This is a genomic window from Planococcus ruber (genome assembly GCF_022819085.1).
GTDB lineage: Bacteria > Bacillota > Bacilli > Bacillales_A > Planococcaceae > Planococcus > Planococcus ruber.
Genome location: NZ_JALHAG010000001.1, coordinates 730,009 through 749,207 on the forward strand (window position 1 = coordinate 730,009; position 19,199 = coordinate 749,207).

Sequence of the window (19,199 nt, forward strand, 5' to 3'; positions counted from 1 at the left end):
TCATTTCCAGCTAATATGATATATTGGTTTTATCTTATATGAAGTGAGAGATGGGGGATTTATTATGCAATTGACGATTCGTGCAACGGGTGAAAATGTGAAGTCGATTTCTCATCTGTTGTCTAAAAATCCAAACAATCTATATGAAAGAAATCAAAAAGGCCACTTAGTGCGCTTTTTCTATAGCAAGTTCACAGAAGATGAACTGGAGGCAACAATTTTTGTCACGCCGGACCCGATTGGACTGATTCAAAATAAAACAAATTCGTATGACATCACCCATTATATAAACGACCGGGAATTTGCAGCGAGCAGCATCTTTTTATCCTTAATCCGTTCTGCGTTGGGGACTGCTTTAAATGGCCAGCCTAAAGAAGAACAGATGGAATGGGTGGAGCATCCCTTCGCCTTTACGCTCGAACTCGGGCCAGTAAATTCAACGCTTTCAGACCGCCAACTAAGAGAATTGTTCGAACCGCTGGGCTATGGAGTGGAAATTACCCAACCGGAGCTTCACTATTCCTTTCGTTTAAAAGAAAGCAGCCAAGTACGCATGATTTCTTTGGCGGGAATCCAAACTTTACAAAATTCCTTGCGTCATTTATTTGTCCTGATTCCAGTAATCGACGACTACAAACATTATTTCATTGACGAGAAGGAGATTGAAAAGCTGGAGAGGTACGGCGAAGGATGGCTGGAAAAGCACCCCCTGAGAGAAGTGATATACCGCCGAGCCCTGCGCTTTAAGGAAGTATACAGTCTCGTTGAAAATACCACTGCAGAAGCTCCGAAAGCGGAACCTGTGAAAAAATCACGGTTAAATGAATTGCGGTATGAAAAAATTGCAGAAACTGCAGAAACGCTGCATCCCAAAACGGTCGTGGACTTTGGTTCAGGCGAAGGGAAACTGGCTGTCAAATTAGGGTTTGTCAGCGGGGTCAGAGAAGTTCTTGCAGTTGAGCCCTCTGAAGTTGAAATTATCAAAGCGAAAAAACGTTTTGAAAAAGCGAAAGGCCAAGAAGCTTTCGTTGAGCCGGAAACCTTATGGGGTTCTTTGTTCTATTACGATGAACGTTTAAAAGATAAAGATTTGATGATTCTATGCGAAGTGATTGAGCATATTGATGAAATGCGGCTTCCGAAAGTATTTGATACACTTCTTCATTTATACAGCCCGAAATCCTTGATTGTCACGACTCCTAACCGTGAATACAATGAAATCTATGATATGGCCGAGCATTTCCGCCATGATGACCATCGGTTTGAATGGACACGGGCGGAATTTCGCAGCTGGTGTGCTGAACGCAATACGAAAGGAATCTATGAACTTGAATTTACAGGAATTGGCGAAGAACACCCGGAGCAGGGAGCGCCGACGCAAATGTGCCTATTTAGAAGGAAGGTGAATGCAGGATGAGAATTGGCTTGCCGCATGCAGGAATCGTTTTGCTGATTGGTCCGTCCAACAGTGGAAAATCTACGTTCCTAAAAAGACAAATTGAGGAAAAGGCTGTTCTGCCATCTGAAGTGGTCAGTTCTGATGACTTCCGTATGAGGGTTGGCGATCTGGAATTCATTGACTGGAAAAACCGGCCGCAAGATGAAGCGAATGGTTTGATGGATGAATATCAGGAGCTGTCAAAAGAGGCATTTACCTTGATGGACAACGTGATTAAAGCGAGATGCCGCTTAAATAAACTGGTTTTTGTCGATGCAACGCACCTTCGTTCTGAGGACCGTAAAAGATACATTGAACTAGCGAAAGAAAATCATGTGCCCATTCAAGCAATCGTCTTTGATGTAAATGAACGCATTCTAACTGCCCGCGATGAAGTACGCGACAACCCGCGAGGAAAGCGTCGGATTAAGCAGCAGTACCAGATCTTCAGAAATGAAAAGCGTTTTATTAAAAAAGAAGGCTTTACAGCCGTTCATACACTGAAGGAAGAAGAAGTTGAATTCTTCCGGAGAACAAACCCGATTGAACTGGATATCGATAAAGGCATCGATGTGATTGGCGATATTCACGGATGCTACGAGGAGCTAATAGAGCTGTTAACCAAACTTGGGTATGAAGAAAATTCAGAAGGGTTTTACATACACCCCGAAGGCCGCCGGTTCGTTTCCGTCGGTGATGTAATGAGTCGAGGGCCTGAGTCGCTTAAGACAATGATGTTCTTTTATCAGCATGTCCAAAAAGGACTTGCGCTGATGGTTGACAGCAATCATGGCTGGAAGATTGCCCGGTGGCTGGATGGGCGTCAGGTCGTATTGAGCCATGGGGATGAAAAAGTGGAAGAAGAATTCCGTGTATACGAACAAAAAGTGGGAATTGAAAAGCTTCAGGAAATAAAACAGCAATTAAAAGACTTTCTTTTAAATGCTCCCTCCCATTACGTCTTTCAGAAAAACGGCGTACCGGTGGTAATCGTCACACATGCAGGCATAAAAGATGAATTTATCGGCAAACAATCCCAAACCATCAGTGACTTCTGCCGTTATGGAGATTCCGACGGATCCCGAGAAAATAGGCGGCCAGTCCGGAAAGACTGGACAATCGGCCATCACAAAAGTGTATTGGTTGTCTGGGGGCATGACCCGAAACCGAAGCCGCTTTTGGTCAATCAGACGATCAATATCGACCAAGGAGTTGTTTTCGGTGGTCAATTAACGGCATATCGATACCCAGAAAGGGAATTTGCAGCAGTCGAGGCAAAGCGGGATTACTCCGGACATCCTGATAATCCGCTTATAGAATGGGAAAAGAATCGATTGAATCCTCCCGATATTGCCAAATTCCTGAAAGGTTATTCAGTTTTGACGGAAGAGTTGGGGGAAGTGCGGATTCCGCCAGAACTGGTGAAACCGGCAATTGATACAGTTTCGCATTTTACGGTTCCGATCGAGCAATTGGTTTACATTCCGCCAACAATGAGTCCAACACCAAATCCTTCTGCGATGGAAAACTATTTGGAGCATCCAAAAGAAGCAATCGAGTATTTCAGAGCAAATGGAATCCATACCATGATTGCAGAAAAGAAACATATGGGCAGCCGCGCTATTCTGTTTTTATTCAAAGACGAGGAAGCTTCCGAAAAGCATACCGGTATCCGTTCTTTAGGGACAATCCATACGAGAACCGGAAAGCGCTTTTTCGACCGCGAAACGGAAGCGCAATTGTTGAGACAGATTAACGAGGATTTAAAGCGGATGAACTATTTTGAAGAGAAAGAAACTGAGTTTGTTCTATTGGATGCCGAAATCATGCCGTGGAATTTAAAAGCCAAAGAATTAATCAGCAGCCAGTACGCGCATGTAGCAGAGAACGCCTTATTAGACCGGACGTTTTTGAGAGACAAGCTGGCTGCAGCTGCGAAAAGCAACACAGAACTGCAGCATTGGTTGGAGGAGTACGAACAAAAACTTGGAAATGCGCAAGATTTCAATGACGTTTTTCAAAAATATTGCTGGGATGTCGATTCAGTAGAGGCCATTCAAATTGCGCCTTTCCATATCCTTGCCCACAGTAACCGGACATTCTTCGACAAGCCGCATACTTGGCATATGGAAATGAACCGGCATTTGGCCAGCCATTCTAATTTGTTTGTGGAGACGGAATACAAAATGATTTCCGATGAAGCCAGTGAAGCGGAAGTGATTGACTGGTGGAAAGAAATAACGGAAGACGGCCATGAAGGCATTATTATCAAACCGGAGTTCTATATAACCAGGCAGAAAGGGAAGCTGTTGCAGCCGGCTATTAAGGTAAGGGGCAGCCGCTATTTGAAAATCATTTACGGCATGGATTATTTAGAACCGGCTAATTTAATAAGATTGAAAAACCGAAACACTGGCAAAAAGCAGAAACTAGCCTTAAAAGAATTTACTTTGGGGATAGAGGGAATCAGTCGCTATGTAAACGGGGAAACGATTGAACGGGTCCACGAATGTGTATTAGGGGCACTTGCTTTAGAATCTGATCCTGTAGACCCGAGATTATAACAAAATGGCTTAAAGAAGTAGAAAACGTTTCAAGTTCATCAAATCAATTTATTATCTATAAGTCGAAAGGAACTTCATCTCGAGGTTCCTTTTTTTCATACACTCTAAAAAAAGCAAAAAAGTGACAAGATTGATTTATAGTTGATTGTATGGAAACATAGAAGATAAAGGCTTTGGATAAAATTCAGTGAAAGCAATTTTGACGAATGGAGGATGTATGGTGATGGATCCACGCATAATGGTGTTGATTTGTGATGATAATATTGCTGTCCATGAGAGCCTCAATGCTTATCTGCAGGCCGAAGGAATGGACAGTGTTTCTGCATATGACGGGGAACAGGCACTTCAGCTCTTAGCGGAAAATCCGTTTGACTTAGTGGTGCTGGACATTATGATGCCGGGAATTTTCGGTACGGAGGTATGCAAGGAAATCCGTAAGACGAGCGACATTCCGATTCTGATGCTGAGTGCGCGAAGTGAGGAAATCGACCGGATTATTGGGCTGGAAATCGGGGCTGATGATTACATCACCAAACCTTTTTCGCCTCGGGAAGTGGTGGTGCGCATCAAAACCATCCTAAAGCGGGTGCAGCCGAAAAAAGAAAGTTCGCAGCGTTTAACGGGCGGCAATCTTTCAATCGATGTGGAAGGCTACGAGGTGCGCGTGAATGGGAAGCTTGTAGAATTGACCGCCAAAGAAACAGAGTTATTGGCGTTTCTGCTCCGAAATGCCGGGACGGTCGTGAACCGGGAAGAGCTGCTGTATAAAGTATGGGGCTATGATTACTTGGGCGATACCCGCACCGTCGATACGATGATCAAGCGCATCCGCCAAAAAGTTGCGGCCGCTTCCCCAAACTTTTCCATTAAATCGATTTACGGCGTCGGCTATAAATTCGAGGCGAATCTATGAAGCGATTGTTTTCCAGTAACCTGTGGATTGCCTTTGTCATCTTAGCCATTTTCATCGCGGGCCAATTGCTTGGTGCTTTCGCGATCAAGCATTATTTCATCGAATCCAAATTTGAAGAACTTCAGCCGTCGCTTTCCCTGGTCGGGGAAGAAGTAGTAAAAGGCGAAAAAATCAGCAGGACCGATGATTTTCTTATCAAAGCCTATGACGTTTACGGCAAGGAAATCGATGTTTACAAGGATGGATCGGTTCCGCCGGCAGCTGAAGACGAACAAGTGAACGACAAACTCATTTCACATTTGCCAAAAGTCATCAGCGGAAAAACGGAAGCGGAGATTCGGGAAGTACCGGGCTTTTCTTCACAAGCGATCATCATTGGGCAGCCGCTTGCCGAAGGCGGTGAAGTAACCGGAGGCATTTATCTGTTGAAGGAAGCCCGTGCCTACCAGGCGGCCCTTAACGGGTTCTATTTGGTTTTCTTCGTGACCTTGGCAGTAGGGACAATCATCATCCTGGCCTTCCTTTGGACGTTCATCCGGCAGAAAAATGAATTGGAGCAAATGCGCAAAGACTATGTAGCGAACATCAGCCACGAGCTGAAAACGCCGCTTGCTTCCATCAAAGCGCTGACGGAAACGTTAGCCGATCATGTCGTGACGGACCCGCAGAAAGTGGATCAGTACTACAGCATCATTTTGAGGGAAAGCGCGCGCCTCGAAAAGCTCATCGCGGATTTACTGGAACTTTCGAGGCTCCAGCATAAGCGGGCGGCTTTCACAAAATCGGTGGTAGATGCCAACGAAGTGCTCCAGGAAGCTGCCGAACCTTTTGAAATATTGGCAGACGATATGGAACTGCGGTTCCGCATTACCGAAGCAGCCCAAAACCTGCCCGCTGTATATTCCAATAAAGATCGGATTGTCCAGGTGCTGATGATTCTATTGGACAATGCGTTCAAATTCACGCCGGCCCATGGCCAAGTGACCATCGATGCGAAAACAACCGGGAGAAAAGCGGAGATTATCGTATCGGATAACGGGCCTGGCATCTCAAAAGAGATCCTTCCGCAAATTTTTGGGCGCTTCAATAAAGAAGATTTGTCCCATACAAGTGTCGGCAGCGGCCTTGGCCTTGCCATCGCACAAGAAATCATGGAACAGCTGGGCGAAAAAATCAAAGTGGACAGCAAGCCCGGTTCCGGCACCACTTTTACGATCACGTTAAAAAGAGCATAAAAGCAATCGGCAGAAAAACGTGCGTTTTGTATCGTTTTTCTGCCATTTTTGTGCCACATTGTTTTGTTATGCTCGGTTCATAGAAGAACTGACAAAACAAAAGGAGTGTTTTATTCGTGAAAATATCAGCCACAGCCTTATTGTCCCTTTCTCTCGCAGCGCTTCTTGCCGGATGTTCGCCGGATCTGGTGGACGACGTTGCTGCGGATGCCGCTGAAACCTCAACCGAATCTCTTGATGCCTCTTACATTGAAAATAAACATTTAGATTTAGCCTACGGCGGCCCATGGGGAACGCAGAAGCTCGATCTTTATTTGCCAAATGAAGGGGAAGGTCCGTTCCCGGTGATCGTAGCCATTCACGGCGGCGGCTTTATGCAAGGGGATAAAACCGGAAAAGGCATTGAACCCATGTTAGAAGGTGTGAATCGCGGGTATGCGGTGGCAGCAGTCAATTACCGCCTGTCAGGCGAGTCCTTGTTTCCCGCAGCCATCAGCGACGTAAAAGCAGCCATCCGTTATTTAAAAGCGAATGCTGAAGAATACAATTTGGATCCTGATAAAATCGCCGCATGGGGCAGCAGTGCCGGCGGTCATTTAGCAGCGCTCGCAGGAACTAGCGGGGACGATAATGCATTGGAAAGCAAGAACATGGCAAATGCCAGCTATTCTTCAGATGTGCAGGCAGTGGTTGATTGGTACGGGCAGATCGACTTCCTTAAAATTGATGAACAGTTTGAAGGTTCGGGAATTGCACCGAAAATCGGCGATCGCAGCGCCGCCGATTCACCTGAAAGCAAATTTTTAGGCGGCAGCCTTGCCGATAAAGCGGAAGCGGCTGAAAAAGCAAATCCTGAAACGTACATTACGGAAAACGATCCGGCTTTCCTGATTCAGCACGGTTCAGCCGATCCGAACGTGCCCGTCCAGCAATCCATTGATTTTGCAGAAGAACTGACGAAGACCTTAGGGGAAGACAAAGTGGAGTTCAGCCTGTTTGAAGATGCCGTCCATGGCGGCGAACCGTTCCAATCTGACGACAACCTGGATGCCGTTTTCGCATTCCTCGACCGTTTCTTGAAATAAAATAAAAAGTTTTAAAAAAACGATTCTTTTTTCCAAGTCATCCGTCTATTCGGGTAACAGCTCTTTTGAAAGAAAAGAGTGAATGAGGAGGAAGAAAGATGGAGAGAAAGAAAAAGGGGTTTTTGAAAAAAGCAAGAAACGTGATGCTGCTGGTGGCGGCATGCCTATTGATGTTGGGAGGCTTGCCGAAAGGGTTTACAGAAAACGTGCAAGCGGCGGAAGTGAAGCTCGATAACCGGACAGCCATTCAAACGGTCATCGAAAAAGAATTCAACGGACCGGACAAAAAGTACCGCGAACTTTGGAATGCAGCGATGAAAGAACTCTCGAAAGAGTTGACGGAAGAGCAGTACCAGGAATATCTGAAATCACCAACCAACTTGAATTTATTGGCTTATACGGAAAAAACCTATGCACCTTATTTCACTGAAAAAGGCTATGACGTGTTCACTTATACAGGAGATGCGTTCATGGCAAGCATGTATCCAGGCGATTTCAATTTGAAAGTGTCCAATATCAAAATCAAACAGAATATGAAAAGAACCAAATCGTATAATTTCACTTTCGAAGTGACTTACACAAATCCGCACAAACAATCTTCCGTCTTCAATTACCGAGGAAAAGCGAGTTTGCTGCAGCCCGGAAAGATCAGCGTCATCGAATTTACGGACTTGAACGGGCTTGAAGACGAATTGAATAAACTCAATAAAAAATAAAAGCTGCCTTTGGCGGCTTTTTGTTTTGGAGATTTGAAGGAGACATCTGTACTGGGAGTTTCAATGAATCTGTATCATTATAGGTTTACTGAAATAAAGGACCTCATAGAAAATAAAAAAGAACGGCTAAAAGGATCCCTCCTTTCAGCCGTTCTTTTTTCATTTTCGTCGCCAGCCTTGGAATTCCGCAGCCTTAAAATTATAGAGCGGTTTTAGAATGGACTGGATTTCAATGGTTTCTTTCGTGTTTTGGATAATTTCATCCATCGGTTTATAAGCAAATGGCGACTCATCGATAGTGTCCTGGTTCACACTCGTCGTATAGACATCTTTCATCGTATCCGTGAAATCGTCTAAGTTCAGAAGGGCTTTCGCTTTAGTGCGGGATAGGATGCGTCCTGCACCGTGCGGGCCGGATTGGTTCCAGTCGTCGTTGCCTTTGCCTTTTGCCAGTAGGGAGCCGTCGCGCATATTTATGGGAATCAGCACAAGCTCATCTTTTCTTGCGGAAATGGCGCCTTTTCGCAAAATCATATGGTCCAGGTCAATGTAATTATGGACGGTGTCGATGCGCCCAGCTTCTTCAAAATTCATCGCTTCCAACAACACCTGCATCATCGCTGCCCGGTTCCATTTTGCGTAATTCTGCGCAATTTTTAAATCGTTGAAGTAATCTTCCATCAGGGAACCCTGTAGATAAGCAAGATCATTCGGAATGGCCGGCTTCGCTGATTTATAAGATTTCATCGCGGCTTGAATTTCCCGCTCGCGCCCTTCAGCTTTTAGCTGGGCAATCATTTCATTTAATCCTTCTTTATCGCTTGTCAGGCTTTCAATGGCTTTTTTCTGGTGGTAATTCGCAACGCGTACACCTAAATGACGGCTGCCGCTATGGATGACCATAAACAGCCGGCCATCTTCTGTTTGGTTCATTTCAATGAAATGATTGCCTCCGCCAAGCGTACCGAGCGAAAGAGCGGCTGTTTCTTTTGAAAAATTCGCCAGTACTTGATCAAGGTCGATGTGGCGGATATATTCATGAGCGGTTTGGCGAATCGATTGGCCGGAAGGGACAAGCGTCTGCACCGCTGCATCCAGTTTCGCAAAATCCACATCGGTCTTTTTAACTTCCACACACAGCATTCCACACCCAATGTCCACGCCCACCAAATTAGGAACGACACGGTCAGTCACTTTCATGGTAGTGCCGATAACCGCGCCTTTTCCTGCATGGCAATCTGGCATAATGCGTACATTTGCTTCATGCGTAAGTTCTTCGTTTAAAAATCCTTCTATTTGAGCAACCGTGACTTCATCAATATTATTTGTGAAAACTTTTGCATCGCTGTACTTGCCTTTAATAACTTTCATCGCCCTCAACTCCATTTAAGTGATTCATCATAATCTGCTTTATAAAATCTCTATTGTAACGGAATAAAAAAGAAAAGAAAGAAAATTCTCGCGGAATTTATTTGACAAGAGGAACTAGGAGGATAATTCCTGATTCACAATGAATGTAACAGCAAGACAAAAATCACGGCTGCTATGTGGATGGCAGGAAATTTAAAAGAGAAAAGGAGGGAAGAAGATGGCAAAAGTCTGTTTTGGAATGATCATGTCGCTCGATGGGTTTGTGAACGACCGAGACGGGGAGATGGGCAAGCTGTATGCAAGTTTTGAGCCGAACGAGGAGATCAATAACATGATGGCACGGACGGGTGCCGTCATACTCGGCCGCCGCACGTTTGACTTGGCAGACGCCGATTCCTATGCAGTGGATTACGAGTTTCAAGTGCCGCTATTTGTGGTGACCCATCATCCTCCGGCCGTACATCCGAAAGAAAATGACCGGTTGACCATCAAGTTTATCACTGAAGGCATTGAAAGCGCAGTCCAGCAGGCAAAAGAAGCGGCGGGAGAAAAAGACGTGCTGATTCTCGGAGCGGATGTTTTCCGGCAAGCATTAAGAGCCGGGCTCGTGGAAGAGCTGCAGATGGCGATTGCCCCGATTCTTCTTGGGAAAGGGCTCCGTCTATTCGAGGAGCTGGAAGAACTGGAAATCCAATTAGAAAAAATCCGGGCCATCGAAACCCGCGAGCAAGTGGAGATTTGGTATAAAGTGCTTCGGTGAGACCCCTCTAACGCAAGAGTTGAAAGCCAGTAGTGAATATTCGCTCTCTATTCTACTGGTTTCAATTGAAAGAAACTTTTCATATTCTATAAATATTTCTTCTGAATTTCTACGCCTTTGACGCAACACCCTGAAAAAGGCATCCATTAATAAAATTTTCGAGGGGCAGATAAAAAGGATTAGACGACTTCAAAACAGGGGATAGGAGATACACGCTGAAAGTATTTCATGAATTGGAGGAATGGCAAATGAGCAAGGTGACAGTAGGAACAGAAAACGGTGCGCCAATTGAACTTCATGTGGAAGATGTAGGTTCAGGAAAACCAGTCGTCCTGATTCATGGCTGGCCGCTTAGCGGTAGATCGTGGGAGAAGCAAGTGCCGGCATTAGTGGAAGCAGGCTACCGGGTTATTACATACGATCGGCGCGGGTTCGGGCAATCTTCGCAGCCTTGGAGCGGCTATGACTATGATACATTTGCAGCCGACTTGAATGAAGTTTTGGAGCATTTGGACCTCGAAGATGCAACCTTGGTTGGATTTTCGATGGGCGGCGGGGAAGTGGCGCGCTATATTGGCACATATGGAACGGGACGCATTTCAGGCGCCGTATTGGCAGGGGCAGTGCCGCCGTATCTTTATAAAACAGATGAAAACCCGGACGGCGGCTTTGACGATGAAGCGATTAAAGGCTTGGAGGACGGAGTCAAGGCCGACCGGCTCGCTTTCCTTAATGACTTTTCAAAGAACTTCTTTACTGCAGGAGAAAAAAGCGATTTAGTCAGCGAAGAATTCCGGATCTACAACCGCGACATCGCCGCTTTTGCTTCACCGAAAGGTACACTGGACTGCATCGCTGCGTTCAGCAAAACCGACTTCCGGCAAGATCTCGAGAAATTTGATGTACCGACCTTAATTCTTCACGGGGATTCCGATGCCATCGTGCCGCTCGAAGTAAGCGGACAAAAAGCGCATGAACGCATCGCAAATAGCCAGCTTGTAGTTGTGGAAGGCGCGCCGCACGGGTTCAACGCCACACATGCGGAAGAATTCAATCGAGCGCTTCTTGACTTTTTGAATAATAACTAAATCATTAGTTGGCTACGAGTGGGCCTGTTCTTCGGAATAGGCCTGCTTTTATTTTGTCTATTCAACAAGGTGGAAATGGTAGAATTGATGAAAGCCCATTGTTTTGTGTAACATAGCAGGAATTTTATCGGGTACTATGGAAGGCTTCTATAAGAAAAATGAAATAAATGTGCAGGGGGAGAAGCGATGTTTAATCAAAAAAGAATACGTGATTACGGTGTGGAAGTTGGCCGGCTGAAGACCGGAGCGCGTAATGCAATCACCGATGTCGAAGGCGTGTCTGTAGGACATGTGACACTCAGCGGCGGCAATATGCAGACAGGGGTGACCGCGATATTGCCGCATCCAGGAAATCTCTTTAAAGAAAAATTAGTTGCTTCAAGCCATGTTATCAACGGGTTCGGGAAAACGATGGGGACAATCCAGATGGCGGAACTTGGAACTTTGGAAACGCCGATTTTGTTGACGAATACACTGGGCATCGGGACGGCAGCGGATACACTGATCGATTACATGATGGAGCAAAATCCGGAAATTGGCCGGACAACGGGCACGGTCAATCCGGTCATCGGGGAATGCAACGACATGTTCTTAAATGACATCCGGGCGAAGCACGTAAAACCGGAACATGTGCGCGAAGCACTGGAAAATGCAAGCATCGAATTTGAAGAAGGCGCGGTTGGAGCAGGAAGAGGAATGCTTTGCTATTCGCTCAAAGGCGGCATCGGTTCGGCTTCCCGCATCATGGACATGGAGAGTGGAGCATATACAATCGGTGTTTTAGTGCTGTCCAATTTCGGCATCTTAAGCGATTTGTTGGTCAAAGGCAAAGCAGTCGGCAAAGAATTGAAACAAGCGATGTCGGATTCCCATAAAGAAGAAGACAAAGGCTCGGTCATGATTATTGTGGCAACGGATCTTCCGGTATCCGAGCGGCAATTGAACCGGATCCTTAAACGTTCAGTAGCGGGCTTATCGAGAACAGGCTCCATCATTACGAATGGCAGCGGGGAAATCGTCCTCGGCTTTTCCACAGCGGCGAAAATCCCGCATGATAAACCTGCGCAGCTTTTGGAAATTAAACAAATCCACGAAGAAGAAATGGACATCGCTTTTCGGGCAGTAGGCGAAGCGGTGGAAGAAGCCGTCTTGAACTCACTTGTGACTGCAGAAGCGGTCGTTGGACGCGATGGAAACTCTCGCCCCGCGTTTAAAGATTTAATTGAAGAATTCGGCATATCTCTTATTTAAAAAGAAGTCCGCAAAGCAGGAGTGAAAAGATGGATAGGAAAAAGGACGAAGCAAAGAAAGGGTTAGGAAGCTATAAAGGAGGCGCACTCTTATCAGGAGTGCTTCTCATAGTGTTAATCCTTCTAAACGACCAACTCTACAGTAACGTTATGAATCTAAGTTTGCCGGTTACGCTGATTGTCTTACACGTTCTCATTTTTAAGTATCTGCTACCCCAAAAACGATATGTGGCGTATTCCGGTTTCCTGCTTGTACTGGGGCTGGCCATTTACTTGGCGCTTCCAGCACTCACGCAACAAGAGGCTCAGCATAAAGTGTCAGGGCGCTATCAACTGGGGCAAGTAGAGGCGACGACTGTTCCTACTCTTCTGGCTAATTCCTGGAATCCTTTTGAAGCGGATAGTGCCTACTTTTTCACGGGGCAATCGCCAGCCAACGAACAAATTTATTTGCTGGTGAACCCGGAAAATGGAAAAGTGGTCGTAAGTGAACCATACGAAACGAAGGATTTGGAGAAAAATAAATGAGGTGAGCAGGTGAGAAAAGAGCGGGAAGAAGAAATCGTCAAAGCATTTTTCGAAAAAGATGTGCAGGAAAGAGTGCTGCATGAATTATTTTCTCCGAAGAAGCGGGACCAGGCTTTAAATCGTCTTTGCCATCAATACAGGAGGATGTTAAAGGGGAAATATATGATTGAAGTAGCGCCTCCTAATTCAGATCCGGAAGCCATTTATAGGCTGCTAAAAGCTGAAGGAGCCGAAAAGGCCGTCTATTCCCTCTCCTATAATGAAAAAAATGATGGAAAAGAGATGCCGCTTCTCGAAGCCATAGAACAGGCTGTCGGTTTTGGCATGCCATCCATTATTTTCCTGCATTCCCGGGGAGTTGGCTTATTTCGAAGCTGAACAAGGTTTTGGACCGCCGCCGCGTTTTTTGTTGAAGCGTCCAAAGCAAAAATAAAAAAGAAATCAGCTTAAAGCCGATTTCTTTTTTATTTGGTGATCAGATCAAGCTGAATCTGCTGCTCTTCAAAAAATTTGACAACCTTTTCAGTCGGGACAAAAGAAGGGATCGTGAACTTTTTTTCGCTGCCGTCGTTCAAATAGAAGCGAAGGGTTCCGGTAGCCGTACCGGCCGTATGGAAAGTGGACTTGGTTTTCATTTCTGCTTTACGGATGGCTGTAGAATGGAATTCGAAATTGTTTTTTTTCGCAAGCAGGCTTTGCGGATTCTCGCTCATTTGGCGATCGACGGCAGCTTCCCGTTTCTCGATGCGTTTGGTTAAAATGAGCTTTCGAAAAGCCATAAAGGCAAGGCCCACAACGAGCGGCAGATTATCGTCGCTCGCTTTATCATAAAACTGGCCGCCGACTTTTGCGAAAACAAGAGAAGATTTGGTTGGATAAACTTTATAATAATGATCCAGCGCCAATGTGCTTGGTGCAAGTAAATGGATGGTCGAATTCATTAATTTTCCCCTTTAAATATTCATTTTGAAAGAAATTCATCATTTCTTTCCTAGTATGCGTGATGAAAGAAAGAAAATAAAGAAGTTTTTGAGGGATATATCCGAAATTTATCAAGTTATTTACATTAATACGGATAAAAGGTAAGGAAACGGAGTGGCGTTTCAAAAGCAAATTGAATCTTTTAAGGAATGGTGCAGAATCACAATGAGAAAAATGACGATTTGGAGTGAAGACGGAAAAGTCGAGATTGCCGTTCTGGAAAGAAACTTTCCTGAAGAGGGCGGAACGTGGAGCGGCGATTGGGTCGCATCGACGGTATCTGTAGACATTCCAGGCTATAAAGCAAATTTTGAAGCCGATTTACGAACAGGTGAATTTGCCTCATTTCTAAAGGAGCTCGAAGCCATGAACAGCGAGCTAAAAGGAACCGCTGCATTTGAACCTCTAGAAAAAATAGTGGAAATTACAGGGGAAATGAATTCACTGGGCGGGATTGTTTGGGAAATCGAAACTTCCTATCCGTCGGGAGGCGACACCGTTTTGCAATTTACGCTAGGCGCCGACCAAAGCTATTTGCCGGCTTTGATCCAGGAACTGAAGGAATTGCTGGAGGAATTTCCGGTTTTGGAAAAGTCGGAAAAGGAGACTGGCTTGCTAAGAAACATGTTCTGGAACATGCGTCAGTAAACTTTGCGCCTCTGGATTAGCTGAAGAATCCGCCTGGTAAACTATGTGACACCTTGCAAATCGCAAGGTGTTTTTTATGAGAAGCCGCCGAGTAAATGAGATAAGGGCTGCTTTCCATATTTACACTTCTAACAGAAACGATTTAATTGTCAGAAAAGTGTATAATTGGATGACGAGCGATCAAGGGGAAAAGGAGAGAAAGAAAATGGAGAACTACACTTTAGCCACAGGCTATCAGCAAAGGGAAGAGCTGAAAGAAGGCTTTAACTGCCTTGCAAACCGATCAATTTAGATTTTCGGCCTTGGTATTGGCGAAACAGCCGTTGTTGGATGGCCATTTTAAATTTCCGCTTACTTCCCATTACTAATATTTTCAGCATGAAAAAAAGGCTGTCTCCTAAAGCCAGTTTCACCGCTTCTTGAGATAGCCCCATTGTTATATTCATTTTAAACTTCTTTTACGACGGTTCCGGCATACACATCATGCGGGAATATAGCACCGCCAGAAGCATTGTATGTTTTCGGGTCTTTTAAATACACGATGGAACTGGCAGTATCGCGATAAAGCATGCGTTTGATGATCTGTTCCGGAGTAAGTTCTCCGCCGTTTTCATTTTGAATTTGAATGCCTGCCGCTTTGTGCCCAATCGTCTGACCGCTTCTCCGCAGTTGGGCATATTCCAAGCCATACAGCACAAGCGAAGGTGCCGCTACTGCATAGAAAAAACTATTTTTCACTTTCTTTTTCATAGCCTGTTCTATAGCGATAGAGACTGCTGTAGAAACGGCCGTATCAATCAGAATGCCTTTCACTCTCTTTTTCGTTAACCTATCCATTTTGTTCATCCTTCCCAAATAAATGGTTTTCAAGCGATCTCAGACCTTGAATGGCGTTTGGAATTGCTTGGCCTAAATTACTATACTGGTCGGTTCCCGGGAAAGTTTCATTTTTCTTCAGCCTCATTTTTGGAAGAGCCTTTTGGGAAAAGGAAAAAGAATAAAGTGAGGAATGCAGCTCCTATAAAGTAAACTAAATATAATAAGAACGGATATTTTTCATCATAACCACCTTTAAATCAAGAAATAAAGTAAGGACAGGGTAACATAAGGTAAAAAATCCAAATAAAGGAATTTTCGAGGGAGCTGCAAAAGAATCAAAGCAGATAAAAAGATGACCAGAGTTTTGAAACAGTTGAATTATTCAATGACTGAGAGGAATTGTCATGCGGAAGACAAGTGCGGTAAATAACCATTTTTTGAAAGCCGGCGGGTTTTTGTTCTTTTTCATACTGACTTCTCTATTGATCAAAAATGGCTTTACTTTGCTCGACAGCAGGCAGCAAATTGACGGCGCCGGCATCGGCGTCTATTTTCTGTTCTTTGAAATCAATGACCGCATTCCTTCGAGCGATATTCTTTTTTATGCCATTGGCTTTTTTGCAGCAAGTATTGCCGCTGCTGCAGCTCCATTTATTCTATTTTATCGTAAAGTTTTAACATATATTCGTTCGGTCTGGTTGTAGAGCTTGTCACAGTTTCACTTAAGTAAAAGAGCGATTAAAAAAGAGAGATGAGGATACAGGGTGGAGATGTTTACAAAGGAATTGGCTAAAAAAGCGACAATGCCGTTCTTATTATTAAGTTGGGCGGTTTTCTCCATAGCAGGGTGCTCGCCGAAAGCGGTCGAAAAAGAAACAGAAGTGCCGGCCATGGCTGCGCAAAGCAAACTGGAGGATCAGGCTGGCTTTGATGCCTTGATGGAAGAGCCGGTGTATCAGGAATTTACAGGATACATGGAAAAAGTCTACGCTGAACATTTCACAGATAATGGCTATGTGAATTTCATTAATACCGCTCCAGCATTTATGTACAGTGCCTATACAGGGAAGTATCAGTTGGTGCCTTCCGATATCGAGATTACGCAGAATAAACAGGAACCGACTTTGTATGATTTCACGTTCAAGGTGACTTATACAAAAAGTGCAGAAACTGGAGAGTTCACTTTCACAGGAAATTCCATGGTGCCGGAGGAAGGGAAGATTGGCTCAATTCAGTTTGAAGACCAGGACGGCCTGCAGGCCAAATTGCTGGAAGCCGATTAATCAAATGAGAAACTGCCGCAGGGTGGCTTTTTTAGCATAAAAAAAGGCGGCTGTTATACATCCGCCTGTCTTACGTTTATAATTTGTTTTCTGACAGACACCACAATCCAGCAAAAAACCAGCGAGACTGCAGGCAGTATCAGATTCCAAGGTGAATAGTAGATGCCTCCACTAAAGCCATAGCTGCTGAAATACCAGGTTTCATAGGCCAGATTCAATAGCAGTGTCACCAATGGGCCAATAAAAATCTTTCCGGTGATAAGAGACACGGCGATGCCGATGCCAATCACGACAATGGGAAGAAGGACAAGTTGAAAGAGAAATGGGTCGATTGAGTTGGTAAATTCCATAGGTAGCCTCCGCTTCAGTTGATCGAAATCCATTATATCAAAAATTCCCTTTTTTGGTTAAAAAGTTAGAATAAAACTTTTTTCGGAATTTGGAGGTCTAATCGGGAAGGAGGGGGGATTTGATGATTAGAAAACAACTTCGCGATTTTTTTGGAAAGATTATGACCGATTTGCCAAAAAGCTTGGCTATGCGGATTGGAAAGAAGCGGAAGAGGCCACATTCGCGATTTTTTCTTGTGGAGTTGATGGCTGGTGGTCAGCAACTGAACTTTCGGATCAACGATGGGCAGTTTGGAATGATGAAGGACAGCCCCCATACCCTTTTAAAATTTTTAATCGATGGGAAGAAGCGATTGCCTTTCTTCGTGAAGAATTTGAAAAAGAGGAAATCGATGAAGGAAATTGGTGTCCGGAAGGATTTGCCGAAGGGGAAAATGTATTCGAAAAGAAACCGGATAGGTCCATTAAATGAGGATGTAGAAGGGATTGCAGAAAGGAACGAAATAGCCGATGTATGAAAAAAATCCGTTAAAAATAACCCCGGGTTATCCCGTAGATAGAGCAGCATCCATTCGTTTGGTGCATTACAGTCAATCCTACTATTGCGATTTTCAAAATCGGGAAGAGCTCTTAAGTTTTTTGGAAGATTGCGAAGGACAATATGTTTCTATAGGCACGGAGACCTCGAATTCTTTACTGGAAGGATTGGGTGCCATTCGGATGTTCCTTCCTATACGAAAGAGAAGATTGACAAGAAAACTTCCTATATTGCATGGAGCTTGAAAAAAACAGCGTTCATTCAGCATGAAGCTTTGATAAATTTTATCGTCATGATAGCAGAAATCAATGACTTCGTTTTTATTGCAGTAGATCCCTCTCCTAAAACGAAATTAGTCGAAGCTAAAACGCGAAAGTTAATCATCGATACGCGAGTTGCCCCTCTGTATGCCATCTTTAATTACGATGTAGAGAGCCTTATCGTATTCGAATAAAGGAGGGAATGGAATGAAAGAGGAGATCCTGAAAGCGGCGCATCAATATGTCAGAGGCGAAATACCAAGAGCAGAAGTCATTAAAAAAGCCGGCAATTATTATAAATTGAATACTTATCACGAAGAAGGCATCATTTCCAGCTTATTCAGCCATCTTTTTGAAGATCCGGAAGACAACGAGTTGAGCGTGACAAGAAAAGCAATCATGCGAATACTTAATAACTACCTAGAAAGAAAGATGACGTTGGAAGAAGCGGAACTGTGGTTTTGGGACGTACTTCATTTAAATATTGATGGCCCTGAACAAGAAGAGGAACTTATTTCGTGCCTTTTATATTTGTACGACAATCTCGCTATTAATGGAATCACGGACAAAGAAACTGAAGAAGTACTTGGGATTTTAGAAAATGTATCAGATTCAGAGAGAGCCCGGCGTGAAATTGAAGAAATATTTGAGAGAAAGAGTCCATATAAGACTTGATGAAAGGAAATTGAAAGATAGAGGGAGGCATAGCATGATGAAAGACAACCCGCTAATCCACATACTTATTGCAGCTGCCCTGATTGCCGGTGTGTGGAAGTGGTATGATTCCGGCTTAGAACCGCCTGAGCAGCCGATTCTGCTTGTTGCCTATAACGATTTAACAGATGAAGAAGAATCACTAATCCAGTTAACACCAAAAGATTCCGAAGTGGAAATCACGGTGGTGGATGAGGCCATCAAAAAGGTTATCGATTCCGGCTACACGAAAAAACTTCTTTACAAAGTTACTTTCCGCCATACGGAAACGCAATCTGCGGGAAATCTGGTCCTCTATGTAGACATGAATAAGGAAGCGGTAGTGGGCAGAGGGTTTGATGAGAAAAGCGGGGCGTATTTGAAATGAAAATTTTATATTGAATACTCAGCGTCACTTTTAGAGTTAACTTGCGTTAAATTTAAGTGCTATTTTGTATGTGTTAATGAAGAAGCCCAACAACCTCTTCGAAAAAAGATTGTTGGGTTTCTTTCTACTTGATTTATAGCAATTATCGAAAAAATGCTAAATCTGAAACAAGCTATTATTGCTAATTATTTTCAGAATACATTTTAGGTGCTATCAAATTAGTACGCTTTGTCACTGCCGGTGATAAAATGATTCTTCCGCAATTTTGATGAAGCCTCTTTTCGGGGATTA

The 19,199-nt window shown here is 44.3% G+C and carries 23 protein-coding genes; 18 read left to right on the forward strand and 5 right to left on the reverse strand.

What is annotated here, in order from left to right; translation table 11 throughout:
• Nucleotides 1-64: 64 nt before the first annotated feature.
• The 6 genes from MTR82_RS03680 (at nt 65) to MTR82_RS03705 (ending at nt 7,951) form a co-directional block, all read left to right on the forward strand.
• A complete protein-coding gene (locus tag MTR82_RS03680) occupies nt 65-1,417 on the forward strand; it encodes a 3' terminal RNA ribose 2'-O-methyltransferase Hen1 (protein WP_235197573.1) in 1,353 nt (450 codons plus the stop codon).
• Nucleotides 1,414-4,002, forward strand: a complete 2,589-nt coding sequence (locus MTR82_RS03685) for a polynucleotide kinase-phosphatase (protein WP_246807777.1) — start codon at nt 1,414-1,416, stop codon at nt 4,000-4,002. Before MTR82_RS03680 ends, MTR82_RS03685 begins: the two co-directional genes overlap by 4 nt.
• 223 nt (nt 4,003-4,225) lie before the next feature.
• Nucleotides 4,226-4,915, forward strand: coding sequence for a response regulator transcription factor (locus MTR82_RS03690; RefSeq protein ID WP_246807778.1), 690 nt, complete (start codon nt 4,226-4,228; stop codon nt 4,913-4,915).
• Nucleotides 4,912-6,150, forward strand: coding sequence for a sensor histidine kinase (locus tag MTR82_RS03695; RefSeq protein WP_246807779.1), 1,239 nt, complete (start codon nt 4,912-4,914; stop codon nt 6,148-6,150). The genes MTR82_RS03690 and MTR82_RS03695 overlap by 4 nt, the downstream gene beginning before the upstream one ends.
• 116 nt (nt 6,151-6,266) lie before the next feature.
• Nucleotides 6,267-7,235 (forward strand): alpha/beta hydrolase, encoded by a 969-nt coding sequence (locus MTR82_RS03700; RefSeq protein WP_246807780.1) that lies wholly within the window; start codon nt 6,267-6,269, stop codon nt 7,233-7,235.
• 98 nt (nt 7,236-7,333) lie between these two features.
• The gene (locus tag MTR82_RS03705; RefSeq protein ID WP_246807782.1) at nt 7,334-7,951 is read left to right on the forward strand and encodes a hypothetical protein; all 618 of its coding nucleotides are present in this window, start codon (nt 7,334-7,336) and stop codon (nt 7,949-7,951) included.
• 159 nt (nt 7,952-8,110) lie between these two features.
• Here MTR82_RS03705 and MTR82_RS03710 read toward each other — a convergent pair whose 3' ends face one another.
• Nucleotides 8,111-9,322: an RtcB family protein gene (locus MTR82_RS03710; protein WP_246807784.1), complete on the reverse strand. Its 1,212-nt coding sequence runs from the start codon at nt 9,320-9,322 to the stop codon at nt 8,111-8,113.
• Between the two features lie 217 nt (nt 9,323-9,539).
• Between MTR82_RS03710 and MTR82_RS03715 the strand changes: the two genes are divergently transcribed.
• The 5 genes from MTR82_RS03715 to MTR82_RS03735 all read left to right on the forward strand — a co-directional run bounded on the left by MTR82_RS03715 (nt 9,540) and on the right by MTR82_RS03735 (nt 13,326).
• Nucleotides 9,540-10,082, forward strand: a complete 543-nt coding sequence (locus MTR82_RS03715; protein ID WP_246807786.1) for a dihydrofolate reductase family protein — start codon at nt 9,540-9,542, stop codon at nt 10,080-10,082.
• A gap of 248 nt (nt 10,083-10,330) precedes the next feature.
• Nucleotides 10,331-11,170 (forward strand): alpha/beta fold hydrolase, encoded by an 840-nt coding sequence (locus tag MTR82_RS03720; protein WP_246807788.1) that lies wholly within the window; start codon nt 10,331-10,333, stop codon nt 11,168-11,170.
• A 186-nt stretch (nt 11,171-11,356) separates the two neighbouring features.
• Complete coding sequence (locus MTR82_RS03725) at nt 11,357-12,421, forward strand: DmpA family aminopeptidase (RefSeq protein WP_246807789.1); 1,065 nt, start codon at nt 11,357-11,359, stop codon at nt 12,419-12,421.
• A 29-nt stretch (nt 12,422-12,450) separates the two neighbouring features.
• A complete protein-coding gene (locus tag MTR82_RS03730) occupies nt 12,451-12,948 on the forward strand; it encodes a hypothetical protein (protein WP_246807792.1) in 498 nt (165 codons plus the stop codon).
• Nucleotides 12,949-12,957: 9 nt separating this feature from the next.
• Nucleotides 12,958-13,326 (forward strand): hypothetical protein, encoded by a 369-nt coding sequence (locus tag MTR82_RS03735; RefSeq protein ID WP_246807793.1) that lies wholly within the window; start codon nt 12,958-12,960, stop codon nt 13,324-13,326.
• Nucleotides 13,327-13,412: 86 nt separating this feature from the next.
• Here MTR82_RS03735 and MTR82_RS03740 read toward each other — a convergent pair whose 3' ends face one another.
• Nucleotides 13,413-13,889: a hypothetical protein gene (locus tag MTR82_RS03740; RefSeq protein WP_246807794.1), complete on the reverse strand. Its 477-nt coding sequence runs from the start codon at nt 13,887-13,889 to the stop codon at nt 13,413-13,415.
• Between the two features lie 205 nt (nt 13,890-14,094).
• Between MTR82_RS03740 and MTR82_RS03745 the strand changes: the two genes are divergently transcribed.
• Complete coding sequence (locus MTR82_RS03745; protein WP_246807795.1) at nt 14,095-14,577, forward strand: WapI family immunity protein; 483 nt, start codon at nt 14,095-14,097, stop codon at nt 14,575-14,577.
• A 263-nt stretch (nt 14,578-14,840) separates the two neighbouring features.
• Here MTR82_RS03745 and MTR82_RS03750 read toward each other — a convergent pair whose 3' ends face one another.
• Nucleotides 14,841-15,023 (reverse strand): hypothetical protein, encoded by a 183-nt coding sequence (locus MTR82_RS03750; protein ID WP_246807796.1) that lies wholly within the window; start codon nt 15,021-15,023, stop codon nt 14,841-14,843.
• 1 nt (nt 15,024) lies between these two features.
• Nucleotides 15,025-15,414 carry an RDD family protein gene (locus tag MTR82_RS03755; protein WP_246807797.1) on the reverse strand — a complete coding sequence of 130 codons (390 nt, stop codon included), beginning with the start codon at nt 15,412-15,414 and terminating at the stop codon, nt 15,025-15,027.
• 386 nt (nt 15,415-15,800) lie between these two features.
• Here MTR82_RS03755 and MTR82_RS03760 point away from each other — a divergent pair, with 386 nt between their 5' ends.
• Nucleotides 15,801-16,100: a hypothetical protein gene (locus MTR82_RS03760; RefSeq protein ID WP_246807798.1), complete on the forward strand. Its 300-nt coding sequence runs from the start codon at nt 15,801-15,803 to the stop codon at nt 16,098-16,100.
• Nucleotides 16,101-16,160: 60 nt separating this feature from the next.
• Complete coding sequence (locus MTR82_RS03765; protein WP_246807799.1) at nt 16,161-16,679, forward strand: hypothetical protein; 519 nt, start codon at nt 16,161-16,163, stop codon at nt 16,677-16,679.
• Between the two features lie 53 nt (nt 16,680-16,732).
• Here the strand turns inward: MTR82_RS03765 and MTR82_RS03770 are convergent, their stop codons facing one another.
• A complete protein-coding gene (locus MTR82_RS03770) occupies nt 16,733-17,029 on the reverse strand; it encodes a hypothetical protein (RefSeq protein WP_246807800.1) in 297 nt (98 codons plus the stop codon).
• Nucleotides 17,030-17,151: 122 nt separating this feature from the next.
• On the opposite strand from MTR82_RS03770, the gene MTR82_RS03775 reads away from it, so the two are divergent.
• The 4 genes from MTR82_RS03775 to MTR82_RS03790 all read left to right on the forward strand — a co-directional run bounded on the left by MTR82_RS03775 (nt 17,152) and on the right by MTR82_RS03790 (nt 18,908).
• Nucleotides 17,152-17,547 (forward strand): hypothetical protein, encoded by a 396-nt coding sequence (locus MTR82_RS03775; protein ID WP_246807801.1) that lies wholly within the window; start codon nt 17,152-17,154, stop codon nt 17,545-17,547.
• A 129-nt stretch (nt 17,548-17,676) separates the two neighbouring features.
• Nucleotides 17,677-18,021: a hypothetical protein gene (locus MTR82_RS03780; protein WP_246807802.1), complete on the forward strand. Its 345-nt coding sequence runs from the start codon at nt 17,677-17,679 to the stop codon at nt 18,019-18,021.
• Between the two features lie 13 nt (nt 18,022-18,034).
• Nucleotides 18,035-18,502 carry a hypothetical protein gene (locus tag MTR82_RS03785; RefSeq protein WP_246807803.1) on the forward strand — a complete coding sequence of 156 codons (468 nt, stop codon included), beginning with the start codon at nt 18,035-18,037 and terminating at the stop codon, nt 18,500-18,502.
• 34 nt (nt 18,503-18,536) lie between these two features.
• The gene (locus MTR82_RS03790) at nt 18,537-18,908 is read left to right on the forward strand and encodes a hypothetical protein (protein ID WP_246807804.1); all 372 of its coding nucleotides are present in this window, start codon (nt 18,537-18,539) and stop codon (nt 18,906-18,908) included.
• Nucleotides 18,909-19,199 lie beyond the last annotated feature (291 nt).

Bases quoted from the DNA above. Each gene is read 5' to 3' on its own strand.
- MTR82_RS03725 (WP_246807789.1), top strand. From the start codon at position 11,357: ATGTTTAATCAAAAAAGAATACGTGATTACGGTGTGGAAGTTGGCCGG.
- MTR82_RS03705 (WP_246807782.1), top strand. From the start codon at position 7,334: ATGGAGAGAAAGAAAAAGGGGTTTTTGAAAAAAGCAAGAAACGTGATG.
- MTR82_RS03740 (WP_246807794.1), bottom strand. From the start codon at position 13,889: ATGAATTCGACCATCCATTTACTTGCACCAAGCACATTGGCGCTGGAT.
- MTR82_RS03775 (WP_246807801.1), top strand. From the start codon at position 17,152: ATGATTAGAAAACAACTTCGCGATTTTTTTGGAAAGATTATGACCGAT.
- MTR82_RS03695 (WP_246807779.1), top strand. From the start codon at position 4,912: ATGAAGCGATTGTTTTCCAGTAACCTGTGGATTGCCTTTGTCATCTTA.
- MTR82_RS03790 (WP_246807804.1), top strand. From the start codon at position 18,537: ATGATGAAAGACAACCCGCTAATCCACATACTTATTGCAGCTGCCCTG.
- MTR82_RS03785 (WP_246807803.1), top strand. From the start codon at position 18,035: ATGAAAGAGGAGATCCTGAAAGCGGCGCATCAATATGTCAGAGGCGAA.
- MTR82_RS03755 (WP_246807797.1), bottom strand. From the start codon at position 15,414: ATGGATAGGTTAACGAAAAAGAGAGTGAAAGGCATTCTGATTGATACG.
- MTR82_RS03720 (WP_246807788.1), top strand. From the start codon at position 10,331: ATGAGCAAGGTGACAGTAGGAACAGAAAACGGTGCGCCAATTGAACTT.
- MTR82_RS03680 (WP_235197573.1), top strand. From the start codon at position 65: ATGCAATTGACGATTCGTGCAACGGGTGAAAATGTGAAGTCGATTTCT.
- MTR82_RS03685 (WP_246807777.1), top strand. From the start codon at position 1,414: ATGAGAATTGGCTTGCCGCATGCAGGAATCGTTTTGCTGATTGGTCCG.
- MTR82_RS03730 (WP_246807792.1), top strand. From the start codon at position 12,451: ATGGATAGGAAAAAGGACGAAGCAAAGAAAGGGTTAGGAAGCTATAAA.
- MTR82_RS03710 (WP_246807784.1), bottom strand. From the start codon at position 9,322: ATGAAAGTTATTAAAGGCAAGTACAGCGATGCAAAAGTTTTCACAAAT.
- MTR82_RS03715 (WP_246807786.1), top strand. From the start codon at position 9,540: ATGGCAAAAGTCTGTTTTGGAATGATCATGTCGCTCGATGGGTTTGTG.
- MTR82_RS03690 (WP_246807778.1), top strand. From the start codon at position 4,226: ATGGATCCACGCATAATGGTGTTGATTTGTGATGATAATATTGCTGTC.
- MTR82_RS03750 (WP_246807796.1), bottom strand. From the start codon at position 15,023: ATGAATATAACAATGGGGCTATCTCAAGAAGCGGTGAAACTGGCTTTA.
- MTR82_RS03770 (WP_246807800.1), bottom strand. From the start codon at position 17,029: ATGGAATTTACCAACTCAATCGACCCATTTCTCTTTCAACTTGTCCTT.
- MTR82_RS03745 (WP_246807795.1), top strand. From the start codon at position 14,095: ATGAGAAAAATGACGATTTGGAGTGAAGACGGAAAAGTCGAGATTGCC.
- MTR82_RS03760 (WP_246807798.1), top strand. From the start codon at position 15,801: ATGCGGAAGACAAGTGCGGTAAATAACCATTTTTTGAAAGCCGGCGGG.